General features: G+C 38.4%; 12 protein-coding genes and 1 pseudogene. 10 read left to right on the top strand and 3 right to left on the bottom strand.

The window, feature by feature from the left end:
• The first annotated feature begins 8 nt into the window (after positions 1-8).
• The 6 genes and pseudogenes from CLV99_RS23440 to CLV99_RS01130 all read left to right on the top strand — a co-directional run bounded on the left by CLV99_RS23440 (position 9) and on the right by CLV99_RS01130 (position 6,117).
• Complete coding sequence (locus CLV99_RS23440; RefSeq protein WP_262708264.1) at positions 9-143, top strand: hypothetical protein; 135 nt, start codon at positions 9-11, stop codon at positions 141-143.
• A gap of 309 nt (positions 144-452) precedes the next feature.
• A pseudogene (locus CLV99_RS01155) lies at positions 453-1,197 on the top strand (PD-(D/E)XK nuclease family transposase).
• Between the two features lie 233 nt (positions 1,198-1,430).
• On the top strand, positions 1,431-2,912 hold the full coding sequence (locus CLV99_RS01150; RefSeq protein WP_133582659.1) for a TlpA family protein disulfide reductase: 1,482 nt from the start codon (positions 1,431-1,433) through the stop codon (positions 2,910-2,912).
• Between the two features lie 362 nt (positions 2,913-3,274).
• The gene (locus CLV99_RS01145) at positions 3,275-3,745 is read left to right on the top strand and encodes a hypothetical protein (protein ID WP_133582658.1); all 471 of its coding nucleotides are present in this window, start codon (positions 3,275-3,277) and stop codon (positions 3,743-3,745) included.
• A gap of 1,618 nt (positions 3,746-5,363) precedes the next feature.
• On the top strand, positions 5,364-5,654 hold the full coding sequence (locus tag CLV99_RS01135; RefSeq protein WP_133582656.1) for a hypothetical protein: 291 nt from the start codon (positions 5,364-5,366) through the stop codon (positions 5,652-5,654).
• A 25-nt stretch (positions 5,655-5,679) separates the two neighbouring features.
• The gene (locus CLV99_RS01130) at positions 5,680-6,117 is read left to right on the top strand and encodes a hypothetical protein (RefSeq protein WP_133582655.1); all 438 of its coding nucleotides are present in this window, start codon (positions 5,680-5,682) and stop codon (positions 6,115-6,117) included.
• A gap of 57 nt (positions 6,118-6,174) precedes the next feature.
• On the opposite strand, the gene CLV99_RS01125 is transcribed toward CLV99_RS01130, so the two are convergent.
• The gene (locus tag CLV99_RS01125) at positions 6,175-6,693 is read right to left on the bottom strand and encodes a hypothetical protein (RefSeq protein ID WP_133582654.1); all 519 of its coding nucleotides are present in this window, start codon (positions 6,691-6,693) and stop codon (positions 6,175-6,177) included.
• Positions 6,694-7,324: 631 nt separating this feature from the next.
• On the opposite strand from CLV99_RS01125, the gene CLV99_RS01120 reads away from it, so the two are divergent.
• Genes CLV99_RS01120 through CLV99_RS01110 form a run of 3 tightly spaced genes read left to right on the top strand, consistent with a single transcriptional unit; the run spans position 7,325 to position 13,531 of the window.
• On the top strand, positions 7,325-8,992 hold the full coding sequence (locus tag CLV99_RS01120; RefSeq protein ID WP_133582653.1) for a TlpA family protein disulfide reductase: 1,668 nt from the start codon (positions 7,325-7,327) through the stop codon (positions 8,990-8,992).
• Positions 8,992-12,165 (top strand): SusC/RagA family TonB-linked outer membrane protein, encoded by a 3,174-nt coding sequence (locus tag CLV99_RS01115; protein WP_133582652.1) that lies wholly within the window; start codon positions 8,992-8,994, stop codon positions 12,163-12,165. The genes CLV99_RS01120 and CLV99_RS01115 overlap by 1 nt, the downstream gene beginning before the upstream one ends.
• Positions 12,166-12,175: 10 nt before the next feature.
• On the top strand, positions 12,176-13,531 hold the full coding sequence (locus CLV99_RS01110; RefSeq protein ID WP_133582651.1) for a RagB/SusD family nutrient uptake outer membrane protein: 1,356 nt from the start codon (positions 12,176-12,178) through the stop codon (positions 13,529-13,531).
• A 36-nt stretch (positions 13,532-13,567) separates the two neighbouring features.
• On the opposite strand, the gene CLV99_RS01105 is transcribed toward CLV99_RS01110, so the two are convergent.
• Positions 13,568-13,885, bottom strand: coding sequence for a hypothetical protein (locus CLV99_RS01105; RefSeq protein ID WP_133582650.1), 318 nt, complete (start codon positions 13,883-13,885; stop codon positions 13,568-13,570).
• Between the two features lie 456 nt (positions 13,886-14,341).
• On the opposite strand from CLV99_RS01105, the gene CLV99_RS01100 reads away from it, so the two are divergent.
• On the top strand, positions 14,342-14,617 hold the full coding sequence (locus tag CLV99_RS01100; RefSeq protein ID WP_133582649.1) for a hypothetical protein: 276 nt from the start codon (positions 14,342-14,344) through the stop codon (positions 14,615-14,617).
• Here the strand turns inward: CLV99_RS01100 and CLV99_RS01095 are convergent, their stop codons facing one another.
• Positions 14,618-15,190, bottom strand: coding sequence for a Crp/Fnr family transcriptional regulator (locus tag CLV99_RS01095; protein WP_133582648.1), 573 nt, complete (start codon positions 15,188-15,190; stop codon positions 14,618-14,620). It lies immediately after the preceding gene.
• Positions 15,191-15,251: the final 61 nt, after the last annotated feature.

Genomic DNA, 15,251 nt, shown 5'->3' with positions numbered 1-15,251 from the left:
TTTGAGTAATGAAACGTAATTTAAGTAGAGATTATATAGCAATTCAATTTAGAAAGATGAACAAGTTTAATATCTCTTCAAAACTTGGAGTTATTGAACTAAGACCTATAGCTTCGGACGATGCTCCTTTCTTTGATTGTTAATACGCGAGAGTTATTAGATTATAACTAGCAGAGGTTAATGCTATCAAGGCTAGATATACGCTGATGTACAATGGAGAGGTGATTAAAGTGTTGAGAGGAGAGAAGTAAGGTCTTTAAAATCGAACTTTTGAATGCTAATTATTTTAGTTTTGTATTCGTGTATTTGTCTAGTAACCAATTATTAAACGTTATGGCTAAATCAAGTAAGCATCTCGGTAAGTATGTCGATCCACGAACCGATTATTCGTAAGAGTTTGTTTTCAGTAGTACTCATGAACTCAGTCGACTATTGTCGCCTTCGGTTTTGGGATGAAGTTTTATTTTGGACGGGAAGAAAATAAGATACTTTTGATTGAATTTCTCAACAGTCTCTTTGAAGGGGAGAAGGTCATAGCCGATCTGAAGTACAAGACAATGGAGCACGATGGCGAGACGGTTGATTAATAAACAGCTAGCAAAAGGAAAGAAAGGCAATGATTATCATTTGCCGGAAGTATATTTTGTCGGTATTCTAGAATTCGATATGAATGGAGGCTCGAATGTTGCACTGTCCCGAAAGACAGATCGCCCCTACTTTTATGATGTTGCCTTATGCGATAAGCATACCCATGAGGTTTTTTACGACAAACTAGGCTATAAGATGGTCGCTCTCCCTGTTTTTAATAAACAACCAGAAGAATTGGAGACTATAATGGATCAATGGCTTTACCTTCTTAAGCATCTGAGTACCATGGATAAAATACCGACTTTTTTGGACAAACGAATATTTGAGCGTATCTTTGCTATAGGAGAGATAGGCAAATTAAAAGAGGAGGATCTGATGTCATATGAAGCAAGTTTAAAACAAAGACGCGATGCAGAAAGCGTTTTTAATTCTGCGCTACGCTCTGGCCATGCAAAAGGTAAGGCTGAGGGGCGAGCTGAAGGTTTAGCTGAAGGAGAGCGTAAAAAAGCTGTTGAATCTGCTATTAAGATGTTGAAAAACGGATTTGAGGTCAAGATGATCTCGGAAATTCTTGGATTGACTGTTGAAGAGATAGAAAAGTTAAAATAAATTCTGGAAGATAATTATTGAGGAGCTGTTCTAAATTTATTTTGGAACAGCTTTTTTGCTTTCATTGTTAGTGCATGAGTTTATGGCACCACAAGAATTGTGACGCCAGCAAAGGGAGGCGGTAAAGTTATCAAATATGGATATTTCTAATATATTTGCATTTTATATTTATAACGCATTTTGGCGTTTTTAGTAAAAGACTTGTTTTACTAACCTTAATTAAGATACTTCATATGTTTTCAGTTTTTTATAACAAGAGTTGTTTGTTCCTTATTTTGTCTCTGATTGGATTTTTTAAAATTGGTGTGTGTCAAGAATGGAGTGCCAAACAACAAGACTCTATTTATTATGAAGAAAATGCAAACCTTAACAAGGTTCGAATTTTAATTATGACTGAACCAGATAGTGTTTTGTTGTACGCGCAAAAGTATGCTAAGAACATGTCCGATTTAGGATTGCCTCCAAAATTAATACTTGAACAATATGGTAATTCGATTCCATTTACTACTTATCATGGGTTCCAGTCGGCTTTGACGCGTTCTAGTGATAAAGGAGTCACATTTTCTGAGAATGAATACCATACCTCTATATTGACTGGTTTCAAAAATATATTTGAAAGCATTAATAAACTTTCAAAAAGTAATATTGATGGTTTGGCGAAAGACTTTTATTCGATGAATGTGTTTTTTGATTTGTATACTTCCAAATTTAATAAGGAAGATTTAAATAACAAGATCAAAAATTATACCTTGTATGTAGATCAGGGAGAATTCGGGCTTTATGATTACTTCCCCTTTTATATAGCTGCAATAGTCAATGACTACAAAGAAAGAGGTGATGACCAATTAATAGGGGATTTGTTGACAAAAGGTATAAAGTCTACAGAAAAGTTTATTACTACAACAAATTTGGATACTCAGAATAAAACACTGTATAATTTTCTTCTTTCACATCTATATGGTATCCAGGCCGATCGTTACGGAAATCAAGGTAAAATTGAAAACGCTAGAGCGTATTGGACAAAGGCTACCATGGGTATAACTCCGAATACCAAATCTTTAAATAATACAGTTTATTATACAGTTATAAATACATATTTGCGGTGCTTTGCAGAGGACGATTTCGAAATACTTCACAAAAGAAGATTAGCATTTCTAGATAAGTATCCTGGGAAAAAAGACGATTATTTAAATTTATTGGTAAGCCTAAGCGTACTTAATCCGGTTGAATGGAAAAATTCTTTGGAGAAATTCTATAAAGAAAATTATAATAAAGATTTTCAGAACTTTTGGACGGAGCAATTGATGTCAATAAAAGGAAGCAAGAGAATCGATAAAACTATACTGTCAGATCTTTTTGGAAGGCATTTCTCTAATGACGGCAAATTTATTCTTGTGGATTTTTGGGGCACATGGTGTGGACCGTGTTTAGAAGAGATACCTCAAATAAACGGTTTGTATGAGCGGCTGAAAGGTAATGACAAACTTAAACTTTTAACAGTAGCTTGCAAAGATAGTCCAGAGAAAGTTGAACGCTTTATGGCTGAAAAAAAGTGTAATTTTCCTGTTATTGTTTCTGATGGAAGATTTGAAGATATATTTGAGATCTATGGTTATCCTACCAAATTAATCATAAGTCCAAATGGAAGTGTCATGTTTATTCCGAGTCTGGAAGAGGATTTAGACCAACTACTGGCTCTTTATTTTTCAATTTAATAGTGAGGACGCTCGCGCGAGTAGGAGTTTATGGCACCACAAGTATTGTGACACCAGCAAAGGATATCATATCGGGAAGTTGTGCTCTGATTGTTTCTCAGTTTTATGTTACACCTCTCTAGAGGCGTGAGCGGAGATTGGTAAAGAAAGATATCCTTTAGGAATATCAGGAACGTTACATCCAATGGAGTAGGATTATACCTGGGGAGATTTAATCCTGTTGCTGGTTTTTTAGGAAAGATGGCAACTTCTAATCTTTTTGATGGAATAGAGTCTTCTGTAGATTATCTTAATAAAGGGATGAGTCAAGTTAAAAGTCAAATAATTCACTCGATTGGAAGTCAATATAGATAAGAAATTAAATGATGAAAGAAATTAAAGCCTCCATATCAAAAGATTTAATTCTATTGTCATTTACGATAATAAGAGTTGCCATTTATTTAAGTATAGTCTTTTTGTTAGACCTCTCCGTCTATTTTTATTACGGAGCTGCAATAATAATGCTGCCGACCTTTTATCTACATTTTAAATATCAGATCGCCGATAGCACAAAGAAAGTACTGCTCTCTGATAAAGAGATTTTTTTGGTTTTAAACGGAGGTGAGCAAATTAATTTGATAGAAGCTGAAGTGGTTTTTTATCATGGTCATGTTAAACTGACAAGATCTAATATTCCTTTTCTAATTAATCCCGATTATTATAATATAATTTTCAAGATGGGGGATGGTCGTGAATTCAGTGTTTCATCGCTTCTAGATCGAAAACTTAAAAATTATGTTAATGCGAGAATAGATAATAAGAGAATTAATTACGAGTATTATATGTTATATTAAGAGAGGAGTTAGAGGTGTTCTAAAGTGGGGAAATCTATATTTTAAAGTAAGCCTACACTTTTAAGTCAGCTTTAATGCTACCAAAATTTCAACGATGAATAAACAAACTAAAATTAATTATTTTTATAGCTATCATATTGTTGCATATATTACTTTAATTCTAGCATTATATGGAAAAACCTTTGTCGCCGAGGGCTTTTTTTTAGGAATAATTCAGTATCTGCATTTGTTTTTATTAATAATTACTCTGCCTATAAATTTTATTAGTCTTGCATTGGTGTTTTTTGGTTCGGCCAGTTTTTTTTCCATTACACTTATTCAGGGGTGTTTTTTCGTGATAAGCCTATTTATTTTTAAGTCGCTGCTAAAGGAGTAGAGGAAGACCTCAAAGACAGGGAACTTTACTTTATGATATAGGAATACAGGAAAGAAAAAAAAGATACAAAAATGAAAGATGTTTCACTTTTTCGATTGATTTCGGGAATTATTATGGTGATAGGCTCGATAATTTATATGATTTTCTTTTTACGGAATGATAAAAAGCGAAAGGATTATAGCGAGATGCTTTCTGTTAGTAAAGTTAGAATTATTTCAACTTTGATATGTGTTATAATATTTGGGCTCTTTCTTCTCTTTTATGACTTTAACTAAACAAGAGAAAAAAAGAGTATGTCAAAAATCTTATAAAAACGAAGCTCGAACATACTTCGAGCTTCGTTTTATTTTTCTAGCTTAATAGAATATTCGCCATGCTCCGTAATGGTGTTATAGGAAAGGAAGCCTGCTTCGGTATTTTTTGTCGCATTTTTAGTCACCCAGTCTTGACCCTGGCTTTTATCGACGCGGTCATTGTAGAACATCTTCCTAAGAGTAGCACCGCTCTTTTTATTTAATATATCTGTATCTTAGACTAGCTTAGGAAGAAATTGGCTAGAAGAAAAGTAGGTAGAAATCACCACAAGCATTGTGGCGCCAGCGAAGGGAGTAATCAGTTGAATAATCTTTTACAAAGAGTCCAAGGCGCAGGAGCTGCTAATATTAAAAATATTATTATAATGCCGAAATAATTATTGTTATGCCAAAAGTAAGATGTATTTGTAATTATGTGATTAGCTTGAGTGAAATACCGAGTTCCAATCAATATCTGATGATATCAGATGTTTCTTTTGAGAAATATTTTGATGTAGAAATAAAAGCCGAGGAATTGTATAACGACATGAAAATAGTTGCGCAATGTCCGAATTGTGGTAGATTACACGTTTTTTATAACGGATTTGATAAAGACCCAGTTGTTTATCGAATAGATAATTAGATGTTAACAAGCCCAATCTGTACTGGATTTGTAATCTTACCCTAGCTAGCTACATCCAAAACTAAAGAATTCCAATGTAATGATGTAATAGCAAAGGGAACCATCTTTAGTGTTTTTTAGTTAGGTTTTTAACTAGCTCTCTTCCATACAAGCTTTTATCGTTGCGGTCATTTTAGAGCATTTTCCTCAGAATAATGCTGCTCTTTCTATTTAATATATCTGTATCTTAGGTTGACTTAAGAGATAAGTGACCAAGGTAATAGTTACGGACACCACAAGTATTGTAGCGCGAGCAAGGGGAATAATATGAAAATAAGTATTAGTGAAATTCAAAAGATTACATCCGATTTACTCTCAAAATTGAAAGAAAATAAAGGAGATGAAATACAAATTACCAATGATTATTATTGGGATATTTCAGACGAAGAGGTGTATAATCCATATGAAGAACCAAGAAGTATTACTTTGGGGCAATTGTCAGATGATCTTAGAGAGATAGAAAGGCTTATTAATTCTGATGATGCGATAATGTATGATCTACGACGAATTGCAATCATCTTAAAAGCCATCAGTGCACAAAATCCAACGACTTTTTAAGATAGTTATGGTAATAATAGAATATATGACTAAGTTAGACAAAATAATACATCGTGATACTATATCATTTGATGATTATTTTGATTTGGATGAGGGGGAGCTTGTCGAACATGATAGTGTTCCACAGTATTCTCAACCTTATATGTATGTTGACATTCCCATTGAAGAATTGGTCTTTGTAAAAGTTGATATCGTTGTTGAAAATAACAGACGGACCTATAAACAAACGTTTTGGAACTCAGGGAGAAATGTTTTTACCGAAACAACTGATTATCAGCCAAGCGTTTCTACTGAGATTATAATAGCTTTAGACAAGGGTAATGGTGATAATGAGATTATTCGGTTATATAATGGAACTGGAATATTTTATCCCATTTACCATGGTTTCTTTACGAAAGATAGTACTGATGAAGAAAAGCTGGATATGTCTATGTTTATAGATTTAGTAAAGCATGAGAAATGATATCTAATTGAATGCCTCGATACGGACATTTTTGAGAGTGTTGCATCGAGAGAGGTATTATTTCTTGCCGTATAAATTTGTATTCTTCTTTGTTGGATGTGGCCAGTGTTTTATGAACTTAGAATTTTGTAGATCCTTTGATAGATTGGTTAATTTAAGTTCTTTATAGTGTTTGCGGATTATTCGTTTTATAGTCTTTAACTCTACACTCTCTGCATTAGCGAACTCATCGTCTTTCAATACCATATTTTCTATTATGTATTGAACTGAAGGTGCATCTGATAAGATTTTATTATACTCTGGATTTCTAGTGTGTTTTTTCTGAAGCAAATCACGGAGGTCAGAAGGTACCTTTTGTATACTTGTGGTGAATTTCCCATAATCTGTATTGAAAAAATCACAAGCCTTCTGAACTACATTTGGATCAAATTCATAATCTTCATTTTTAGAAATGAGATATTCCAACCATCTTTTTGATACCCCAAGTAAATTAGCAAACACTTCTATCGTTAGCCCGCTCTTATTGAAGTAATTAAGAATGTTAGTTTTGGTTATTTTTGCATTATATGCTTTCATAACAACAAAGGAATCTTTGAAATGAATTATAAATCCGCAAGTAAATTCGTTTTTATAATTTATTTTATTAAATTTGTGTTGTTGACTTTGAGCTATTTATAGCTTAAATGTCTTGCATTAGACTAGAAGAGTCTCGTCCACAAACTCTCACAAAAAACCACAGGCGAGACGATAGGATAATGCCCGATAAGTTTTTTATTGTACTTTAGTGCAATCTATAGCTTTCGGGTTCCTATCGTAAATCCGTCTTGTGGGGGGTGAGAGCCCTGTGGAACGGTGGATAGGAACCTGCTATAGTTTCCATTCCCTGAGACTCACTTTATAAATTAATGAGTGAGTGATGAAAACAAAAAGACAACAGTACAAAAACATTTTCTGTCCACCTGAATAAGGAGGAAGAATGGATTGCCTTATAGTAAGGAGATCTATGAAGAGGATGTTCCAATTATAAACCGATGAGATTCCAATAATTACCTTCCAAAGGAACCGCCTCTATTTTAGGGATTAATTGATTTTTTATTAAAACGTGTGGCCTGTCTTATGGTTGCATGATTGTAGACCCGTTCGACTCCACTACGTTTCGCTCAGGGTGACGATCATAGCTATTAGGTCACACCTAATTAACTTAAAAATGAGACATTTTTTTAGGGGTGGGAGAGGTATGGCCGTTGGCCAGAGTGACAAAGACCTTTCTAGTCGCCCAAAAGACAGATTGCTTCGTCTCCGCCTACTGGCGGATCCTCGCAATGACGAGCGGAGTGTGAATCGCAATGACGAAACGGGGCGCAGTGACGTGGCGCGTGTTATAATAATATTCTGTGTGTTGTTTAGTGTGTCCGGTTTGCTAGGGGCTAGCGCTTTTGCGCAGCCTCTGCATCGGGCTGTCCCCCGGATTAACTTCGGGGATCAAATGCCCGTCGGTTGGGAGGCGGGTACTCAACGGCAAACTGAGCGTATACTCCGTGGTGAGGTACGCTCGGCTGCCGATGGGGTGACTGTGAATCAGGTTGGCATTAATACTGGGGATGAACAGCAAAAGACCTCTTTGCCTTATGCACTACAGAAGAGAATAAGGGTCGGGGAGGTGGTACCCGAGGAGCTGTGGAACCTGCCTCTAGAGGTGCTCTACCATAAAGATGGGGCAAAGCGTATACGTCTTGCTGACTATAGAGATACACCCCTTATCATTATCGATGTATGGTCGACTTCTTGTGCGGTATGTATCCGGGAGATGCGTCATGTCAGGGCCGTAGCAGAGGCGATGGATGGAAAGATGGTACCTCTCTTTTTGACTCCGCAAGCTAAATCGGATGTAGAGCGATTTATGGCCGGCAGGGAAGGCGACACCTGGGAGACCATCGTGGGGGCTAATATCTTTCTGAAGTTATTTCCTACCTATAGCGCTCCGCAAGAAATATGGATCAAAGACGGGAAAGTATTTGCCATTACGGAATATGTATATGTGACTAAAGATATTGTAAAGGACGTACTGGACGGCCGTATTACTGAACTGCCAGAGAAGGCATACAATGGCGATTTTGAAATTAGCAAGCCGCTACTTGTATCTGATAATGGCGGTAATGCTGCAGATATGATTTATCATTCGTTATTTACTAGGTATTTGGATGGAATTTATGACAATAGTCTGCGGATAGGGGGAGAGCATGGTAATAAAATAACACTGTCCAACATGTCGGCGTATCTCATGTATTTACGCTTTTCCGAATTAATAAATCCAGATCTTACTGCTACGAACAGGCAGTTGATACAATCTAATCTTATCGATAGCCTCAAGACATTGAGCGCCTTTTATCCGGAAGATCGGAAGCATTTTTTCTCCTACGAACTGTTATTGCCTCCAAGTATGCAGGAGCAGGCTCCCGAACTTATGTTGGCTGATCTTAACCGCTTTTTCGGTGCGTGGTATGGGATCAGGGGAGAGGTTGCAAAAATAAAGCGCCCATGTTGGGTACTGCGCCTGAATGGAAGTGCTATTCCTTATGCCTCCACAGGTGCACAGCAACAGGCGGAAGTACACGATGGAGTGATTGATATGCGTGCTTATCCGCTTCCTTCCTTTGTTTCCGCAATGAAGCGTCATTTTAGCATGTTGCCGTTGCCAATCGTGGATGAGACTGATATCACTGAACGGATAGATATACAGCTTTTTACAAAGAGAGAGGATTTTGAAAAACAGCGTAAACATCTAGAAAAGAACGGATTTGAACTGGTTAAGGAGGATCGTGAAATCGAAATGTTGGTGTTATCCGAAATCAAAACAACGAAAGGAGATATTTAATGAGATATGTTATAATTGTCGTATGTATGCTGCTTACTTTGGTACAGCACATACAAGCCCAATCTATGCGTATAGGGGCAGTCAGAGATGAACAGGGAATACCATTGGGCGGTGCTAGCCTGTTGGTCTACCCAAATAGAATAAATATAAGGACGGATAGCCATGGACAATTTAGCCTCCCGGCCGAGGTCGACTCAATAAGGATATCAAAGGTAGGGTACCGTACCGAAGTATTTGTCATTAATACAGACACCTTATTGTCTTTCACACTTACGGCCTATCGACAGTTTATTGAAGAGGTACAGGTTTTTACTGGTTACCAGGGACTGACAAAAGAGAGGCAGACGGGGTCTTTCGTATTGGTTGATAATAAGTCTTTGGAGCGGCGTAGCAGCGCAGATATAATGAGTCGTCTTGAGGATCGGGCTACTGGGCTATTGTTTGATAAACGACCGACGGGGTCATCACCATTTTATGTGCGGGGGCAGAGTACAATCAACTCTGAGGATCGTCCGCTCATCATATTGGATAATTTTCCATATGAGGGTGATCTAAAGCAAATCAATCCCAATGATATTGAATCTGTGACTATCCTTAAAGATGCCGCCGCTGCATCAATCTGGGGAGCAAGGGCCGGAAATGGGGTGGTGGTACTGAAGACCAAGCAGGCTCGGATAGGTCAGCAGGCATCGGTAGATTTTAAAAGTTACTACAGCATAACTGATAAGCCCAATTTAAGGGCTAACAAAAGTTATTTGCCTTCGGAACCATATATCGAAGTGGAACGCTATCTTTTTGATAAAGGGTATTATACCGATAAAGAGCGTGATCTTACCTATCCAGTGCTGTCTCCCGTAGTCGAGCTGTTGATCGGCGAACGGGAAAACACTATAACAGCGGAAGAGTTAGAGTCTCAATTGAACTTTTTGAAACAGTTGGATTTCAGAAATGAACTGTCACGCTATGTTTATAGGCAGCGTGGTGAGCTTCAATCTGCCTTAAATATTCGTTCGGGTAGCGATCGCCTAGCATATTCATTTTCCGCAGGATTTGACAAGAATCGTTCGGAAATACATTACATGGGTGATAAGCGTGTAAACCTATCGCTATCTAGTCAGTTTAACATAATACCAAAATTGACTTATCACAATACTTTTTCTTATGTCAATGCCAAGAATACGTATGATAGTTATGTCGTACAGAACCTATATGGAGGAATGGCGATTGCGCCACCTTATCAGCGGCTGCAAGATGAGGAAGGAAATCCCTTGACGCTATGGAAGGATTACCGACAGCACTATATACATCAGCGGGCGCTTGAAGGTTATCCCGATTGGACATTCTATCCCTTGGAGGATTTGAAAAACCAGAATAATACGGCCGAGAATGATGATATACGTATCAATAATGTACTTCGCTATGCCTTGACCAAAGGGCTCGATATGGAAATACAGTATCAGTATGATCGACAATCGCTCGATAATACAAGTATACAGGATCAACAGCTTTACGTCACACGAGATCTGATCAATCGGTTCGCACAGAGAGATGGTGCCCGATTTGTTTATCCTGTGCCATTGGGAGGGATACTTGACCAGCGGCGACAAGTGAGAATGACCCACTCAGGAAGAGGGCAGGTATTGCTTAATAGGCAATGGGAGGTACATAACCTGGCTGGGGTATTGGGGGCTGAATGGAGAAATGGGCTAAATGATGCTCATGGAAGCCGCCTTTACGGCTATAATGATCAGCTATTGACTTTTGTACCTGTTGATTATCAGGGTTATTATAAGATGAATCCACAGCAATATGACGGTAATATACCGAATACAGCAATTTTGGAGGGAAAGATAGACCGTTTTGTATCCTACTATGGAAACGTGGGCTACGACTGGAAAAATCGCTATATGCTGTCATTAAGTGCACGTAAAGATGCCTCGAATATTTTTGGAGTCCGTACCAATCAAAAAGGTGTTCCACTATGGTCTTCGGGACTAAGCTGGAATCTAAGCAATGAGCCCTGGTATGATCTGAAGCAATTACCCTATGTAAAGATCCGTACGACCTATGGATTGAGTGGAAATGTAAACCGTTCATTGACCGCTTATAGTACGGGATATTATAGTATATCTAGTTTAACCAACCAGTCGTATATACAATTACTCACGCCTCCGAATGCAGATTTGAGATGGGAGAAAATAAGTACGGTCAATCTGGGCTTAGATTTTAGAAGTAAGGACAATCTCCTGTCAGGTAGTGTGGATTTTTATTGGAAAGATGCAAAAGATCTGATTGGAGAAACGCCTCTGGATCCTACTGCTGGGTTTTCTGTGGGTGGACGTGATGAATTTGTCGGTAATAATGCCAGAATGAAAAGCCATGGGGTAGATATGAATCTAAATTATAGGAAAAATTGGAGCAAGATGGGATGGACAACGGTGTTTAACTATAGCTTTAATACCGATAGAATCGTAAAATATGATTTTGAGAACCACTTGTCTTCCTATTTTTCTGCATTTCCTGCTCCCATGGAAGGACGGGCCAGATTTTCACAATATGTACTGCCATGGAGTGGCCTAGACCCTAAAGATGGGGATCCTATAGTCCTTTTGGACGGTCAGCCCTGGAAAGATTATGGTAATTTCTATACTAAACTGGTCAAGGAGGATATTAAATACGGAGGAGCGACACTGCCCCGTCATTTTGGATCGATTCTTACAGAACTAAGCTATAATGATTTTCAGATAAGTATAGGTTTGAACTATAAATTTGGGCATTGGTTTAGGCAGCCCACAATCAACTACTCAGATCTTTTTTCAAGAGGTAGAGGGCATTTGGATTATTTGGACAGATGGCAAAAGGAAGGAGATGAGCAGCATACCGATATACCTTCCAGACCTGACCATTCGGTAACCCCTATGCGGGATTTTGTATACCAATATGCAGATGTACTCCTTAAGAGAGCAGACCATATCCGCCTGAAAGATGTTCGTTTCAGTTATACCTTTTCCGGAAAAATGAGACAGGTATTCAAGGGAATAACGGTTTTTGGCTATGTAGATAATGTGGGTCTGATATGGACCGCCAATAAATTGGATATAGATCCGGAGTATGTGTTGTCCGATTATTCCGCTATGCGTAATTATGTCTTAGGCTTGGATATTAAATTTTAAAGATACAGTTATGATTAAACAATATTATATTTTTGGGATGATCTTGTGTTTTTTGGCTCTATCCTGTACAGGAGATTTTTTGGACGTTAAACCGGACAAAAAACTAGTTGTTCCAGAGACGCTTGCAGATATGCAGGCCCTGCTGGATTATACAGACCTAATGAACCGGTCTATACCTATGGTAGACGAGATGCAGGCCGACGATGGCTATTTGACAGATCAGGTTTGGAATTCGATGGGCAATTATCCGGACTTCAAAAATGCGTACATATGGCAGGATCAAATATATGAGACAAAATTGTTAGATGCCAATTGGTCTGTCGCATACCGGATCATTTTTCAGGCAAATAAAGTTTTGGAAGGATTGTCCAAGTTACCCTCCGCTGAAGATCCACTCTTATATAAACGTCTTAAAGGACAAGCGCTATTCTTTAGGGCCTGGCAGCATTGGAGACAGGCGCTAATGTTTGCTCCGCAGTTTGATAAAGATAAGTCTGCCACAGATATGGGGGTACCAATGAAACTCCAGACCGATATCAACGCAAAGACGATACGGATCTCTGTAGAGGAGAATTATAAGAAAATCTTAGCGGATCTATTGGAAGCTGCAGAGTTGGTGGATGATCATGATGCTGTAAAAACACGACCGGCTAAAGCTGCCATTCATACTCTCATAGCGAGGATGTACCTTACTATGAGGCAATGGAAAGATGCTGTAAAATATGCGGATTTAGCGCTGTCTAGTCCCCATTATTCATTAGTGGATTTTGGTGAAGTGACCAATGGTAGTTACCCGTTTAAACGCTTTGGATCGGAGGTGCTTTTTCATGCGATAGCAAATACATCTTACATTTTTTCGTCTTCTCGCTTTAAAACAGATCCTGAATTATTCCGTTCATATACAGTCAATGATTATCGTCGTCAGCTTTTTTTTAATCGCTCAGGAGATGAAGCTAATTATAAGGGAAGTTACGATGGGTCACTTTATCCATTTGTGGGGATTAAGTTGTCTGAGTGTTTTCTGATAAAGGCTGAATGTGAAGTAAGAATGAACCAAGTTGAGCAGGGGCTTAATACATTAAGTAAACTGTTGGAATCTCGTATAGAGGGGTATCGACCACCTGAAGGAATGTCGCAGTCTGAAGCGTTGAGCTATGTATTGTCTGAACGCCGTAAGGAACTTTTGCTTAACGGTATACGTTGGTATGATTTGAAGCGTTTGAATATGGAAAAAGAAACAGAGAAGATACTTTCTAAGACAGTTTTGGGAAAGGTATATGTGTTGGAACCAAATAGTTTAAAATACATATTCCCAATCCCACCTAGCATAATCCAAATGACGGGGATCCCACAGAATCCCCGTTAATAAAAGGAAGGGAGGCGATCTTTCGCCCCCCCTTTGTTATTCTCTCGTACGGAAATCTTTGTGTTTGTTGATCTCTGAAGGAATAACTGTACGCGATGCTCCTGAGCCTGTTGTTTGCGAGGCTAGGTATTTTCTAGCACAATTTGGTTCAGCATTATTATCAGGACAAGGTAGGTCGACTTCGTTTACTTCACCTGTCAAAGGAGTAGTTCCGGTCGCATCCATAAGGAACCAATACTCTGCCTGAACGTCAGACTTTAAACCATTTGCAATGGCATACATGCCAAAGCCCGTTAATGTTGCTGTTAATGCAACAGCAAAAAAGTTTTTTTTGATAAATTGTATGATTTTCATTTTTCAGGTTTTTATTTCACACAGACGGAAAAAAAACACGGTAAAAAAAAGCACAGTTTATTATTATGTTAATTACTTGTTGCCTTTTATAAAGACTAGGTTCCTTATTCGGTCAATCTACCTGCTACAGGCTTAGAGACCAAGCAGCCCGTGAATACCGCGAACTTCTCCCGGAGGTCAAAGGCATTTTTTTCATTTTGATGTATCATAAGGCTAAGGTATATATGAAGACTCCCTTTGTTACCTGCTTTAATTCGCAAAGTGGATGCATTAAGTCGTTATGTACGTGTATTATGCCGAATTCTTGTGAATTAATTCGTAAATAATTGTAAATGAGTAGTGTTTTGTTGTTTTAGTATCTTCTGCTGGCTATCTTAGAAGATATAGACCAGACAGAAATTATCTAAAGATGAGCTGACTAAGGCTCGGTAGTAAACACTTTGAAATGTTTTGATTATGGATGAAAAGGCCAGACCTAAGTTTAAAAAGTGTAGGGGTACGGGCAAGGTTTCGTTTCCTAATAAGTTGGAGGCACACTGGACGATGCTCAAGCATAAGTGGTCTGCCTTGGTGCGCAATAAGATTGATGGGCGGCGGGTCAAGCACCGCCAGGGCAAGCAGGCGCAAAGGCGTGTCTACTACTGTAAGGTATGCAAGGGCTATCACCTCACGAAATGGACCAAACAGAATTTTAATAACTATACCCGCTATAGGGATGAGGAGAGATTCTAGTTACTTATTCTTCTGAAACCAGCGTAAACTCATATTCAGGTAGCCAGCTTTTAGTTCGTCCGTGATAATGTAATAAATCTCCTTGTGTTCGTCCCTAAACTGTGCTATTCTTTCTTTGGCATCGGTGCGCTTGACCCAACGTATATGCTTTCTTAGTTTATTGTTCTTTTGGGCGAGGAATTGGTTGAAATAGTAGTTGAGTTCGGTAAATTGCTCCCGTATCCGAAATAGGTCGATCAGGTCGATCTCTAGTGTGGTACTGGCTATCGGAAATACAATATCCACATCGCTGCCCCGTTCCTCTAGCGAGCTGCTCGCATGGATGATGACATCGGTCGGACTCCAGATCCAATCCAGGTGTTTTGTTCTATCTACTTTTTCTAATGCCACGGCTTTGCCTTCTTGCACGAGTACAATCTTGGTATGGATCTCGCCTGCACGTAGCAGGATTTCTTTTGCTTCGTAGCTTTTGACTCGGCTTTGGTCGAGAATAGCTGTTAGCAGCTCATCGTTGGGTGTTTTATGCTTTGCCAAAACAGCTTTTAGAAATTGATAATTAAGGTTCTGTTGCATGATGTGTTATTGTACGTCAATAAATCCCCGTACAGTGGACTTTCGATTCTGTAAGGGGTGA

It is taken from the genome of Sphingobacterium yanglingense (genome assembly GCF_004363245.1).
GTDB lineage: Bacteria > Bacteroidota > Bacteroidia > Sphingobacteriales > Sphingobacteriaceae > Sphingobacterium > Sphingobacterium yanglingense.
Note: the sequence above shows the minus strand (reverse complement) of the source record. Positions and strands in the feature narration are given on the sequence as shown.

Excerpts from the sequence above, each read along its gene's own strand:
- CLV99_RS01095 (WP_133582648.1), bottom strand. The coding sequence starts at position 15,190 with ATGCAACAGAACCTTAATTATCAATTTCTAAAAGCTGTTTTGGCAAAG.
- CLV99_RS01150 (WP_133582659.1), top strand. The coding sequence starts at position 1,431 with ATGTTTTCAGTTTTTTATAACAAGAGTTGTTTGTTCCTTATTTTGTCT.
- CLV99_RS01105 (WP_133582650.1), bottom strand. The coding sequence starts at position 13,885 with ATGAAAATCATACAATTTATCAAAAAAAACTTTTTTGCTGTTGCATTA.
- CLV99_RS01145 (WP_133582658.1), top strand. The coding sequence starts at position 3,275 with ATGATGAAAGAAATTAAAGCCTCCATATCAAAAGATTTAATTCTATTG.
- CLV99_RS01100 (WP_133582649.1), top strand. The coding sequence starts at position 14,342 with ATGGATGAAAAGGCCAGACCTAAGTTTAAAAAGTGTAGGGGTACGGGC.
- CLV99_RS01110 (WP_133582651.1), top strand. The coding sequence starts at position 12,176 with ATGATTAAACAATATTATATTTTTGGGATGATCTTGTGTTTTTTGGCT.
- CLV99_RS01125 (WP_133582654.1), bottom strand. The coding sequence starts at position 6,693 with ATGAAAGCATATAATGCAAAAATAACCAAAACTAACATTCTTAATTAC.
- CLV99_RS01115 (WP_133582652.1), top strand. The coding sequence starts at position 8,992 with ATGAGATATGTTATAATTGTCGTATGTATGCTGCTTACTTTGGTACAG.
- CLV99_RS23440 (WP_262708264.1), top strand. The coding sequence starts at position 9 with ATGAAACGTAATTTAAGTAGAGATTATATAGCAATTCAATTTAGAAAG.
- CLV99_RS01120 (WP_133582653.1), top strand. The coding sequence starts at position 7,325 with ATGAGACATTTTTTTAGGGGTGGGAGAGGTATGGCCGTTGGCCAGAGT.
- CLV99_RS01130 (WP_133582655.1), top strand. The coding sequence starts at position 5,680 with ATGACTAAGTTAGACAAAATAATACATCGTGATACTATATCATTTGAT.
- CLV99_RS01135 (WP_133582656.1), top strand. The coding sequence starts at position 5,364 with ATGAAAATAAGTATTAGTGAAATTCAAAAGATTACATCCGATTTACTC.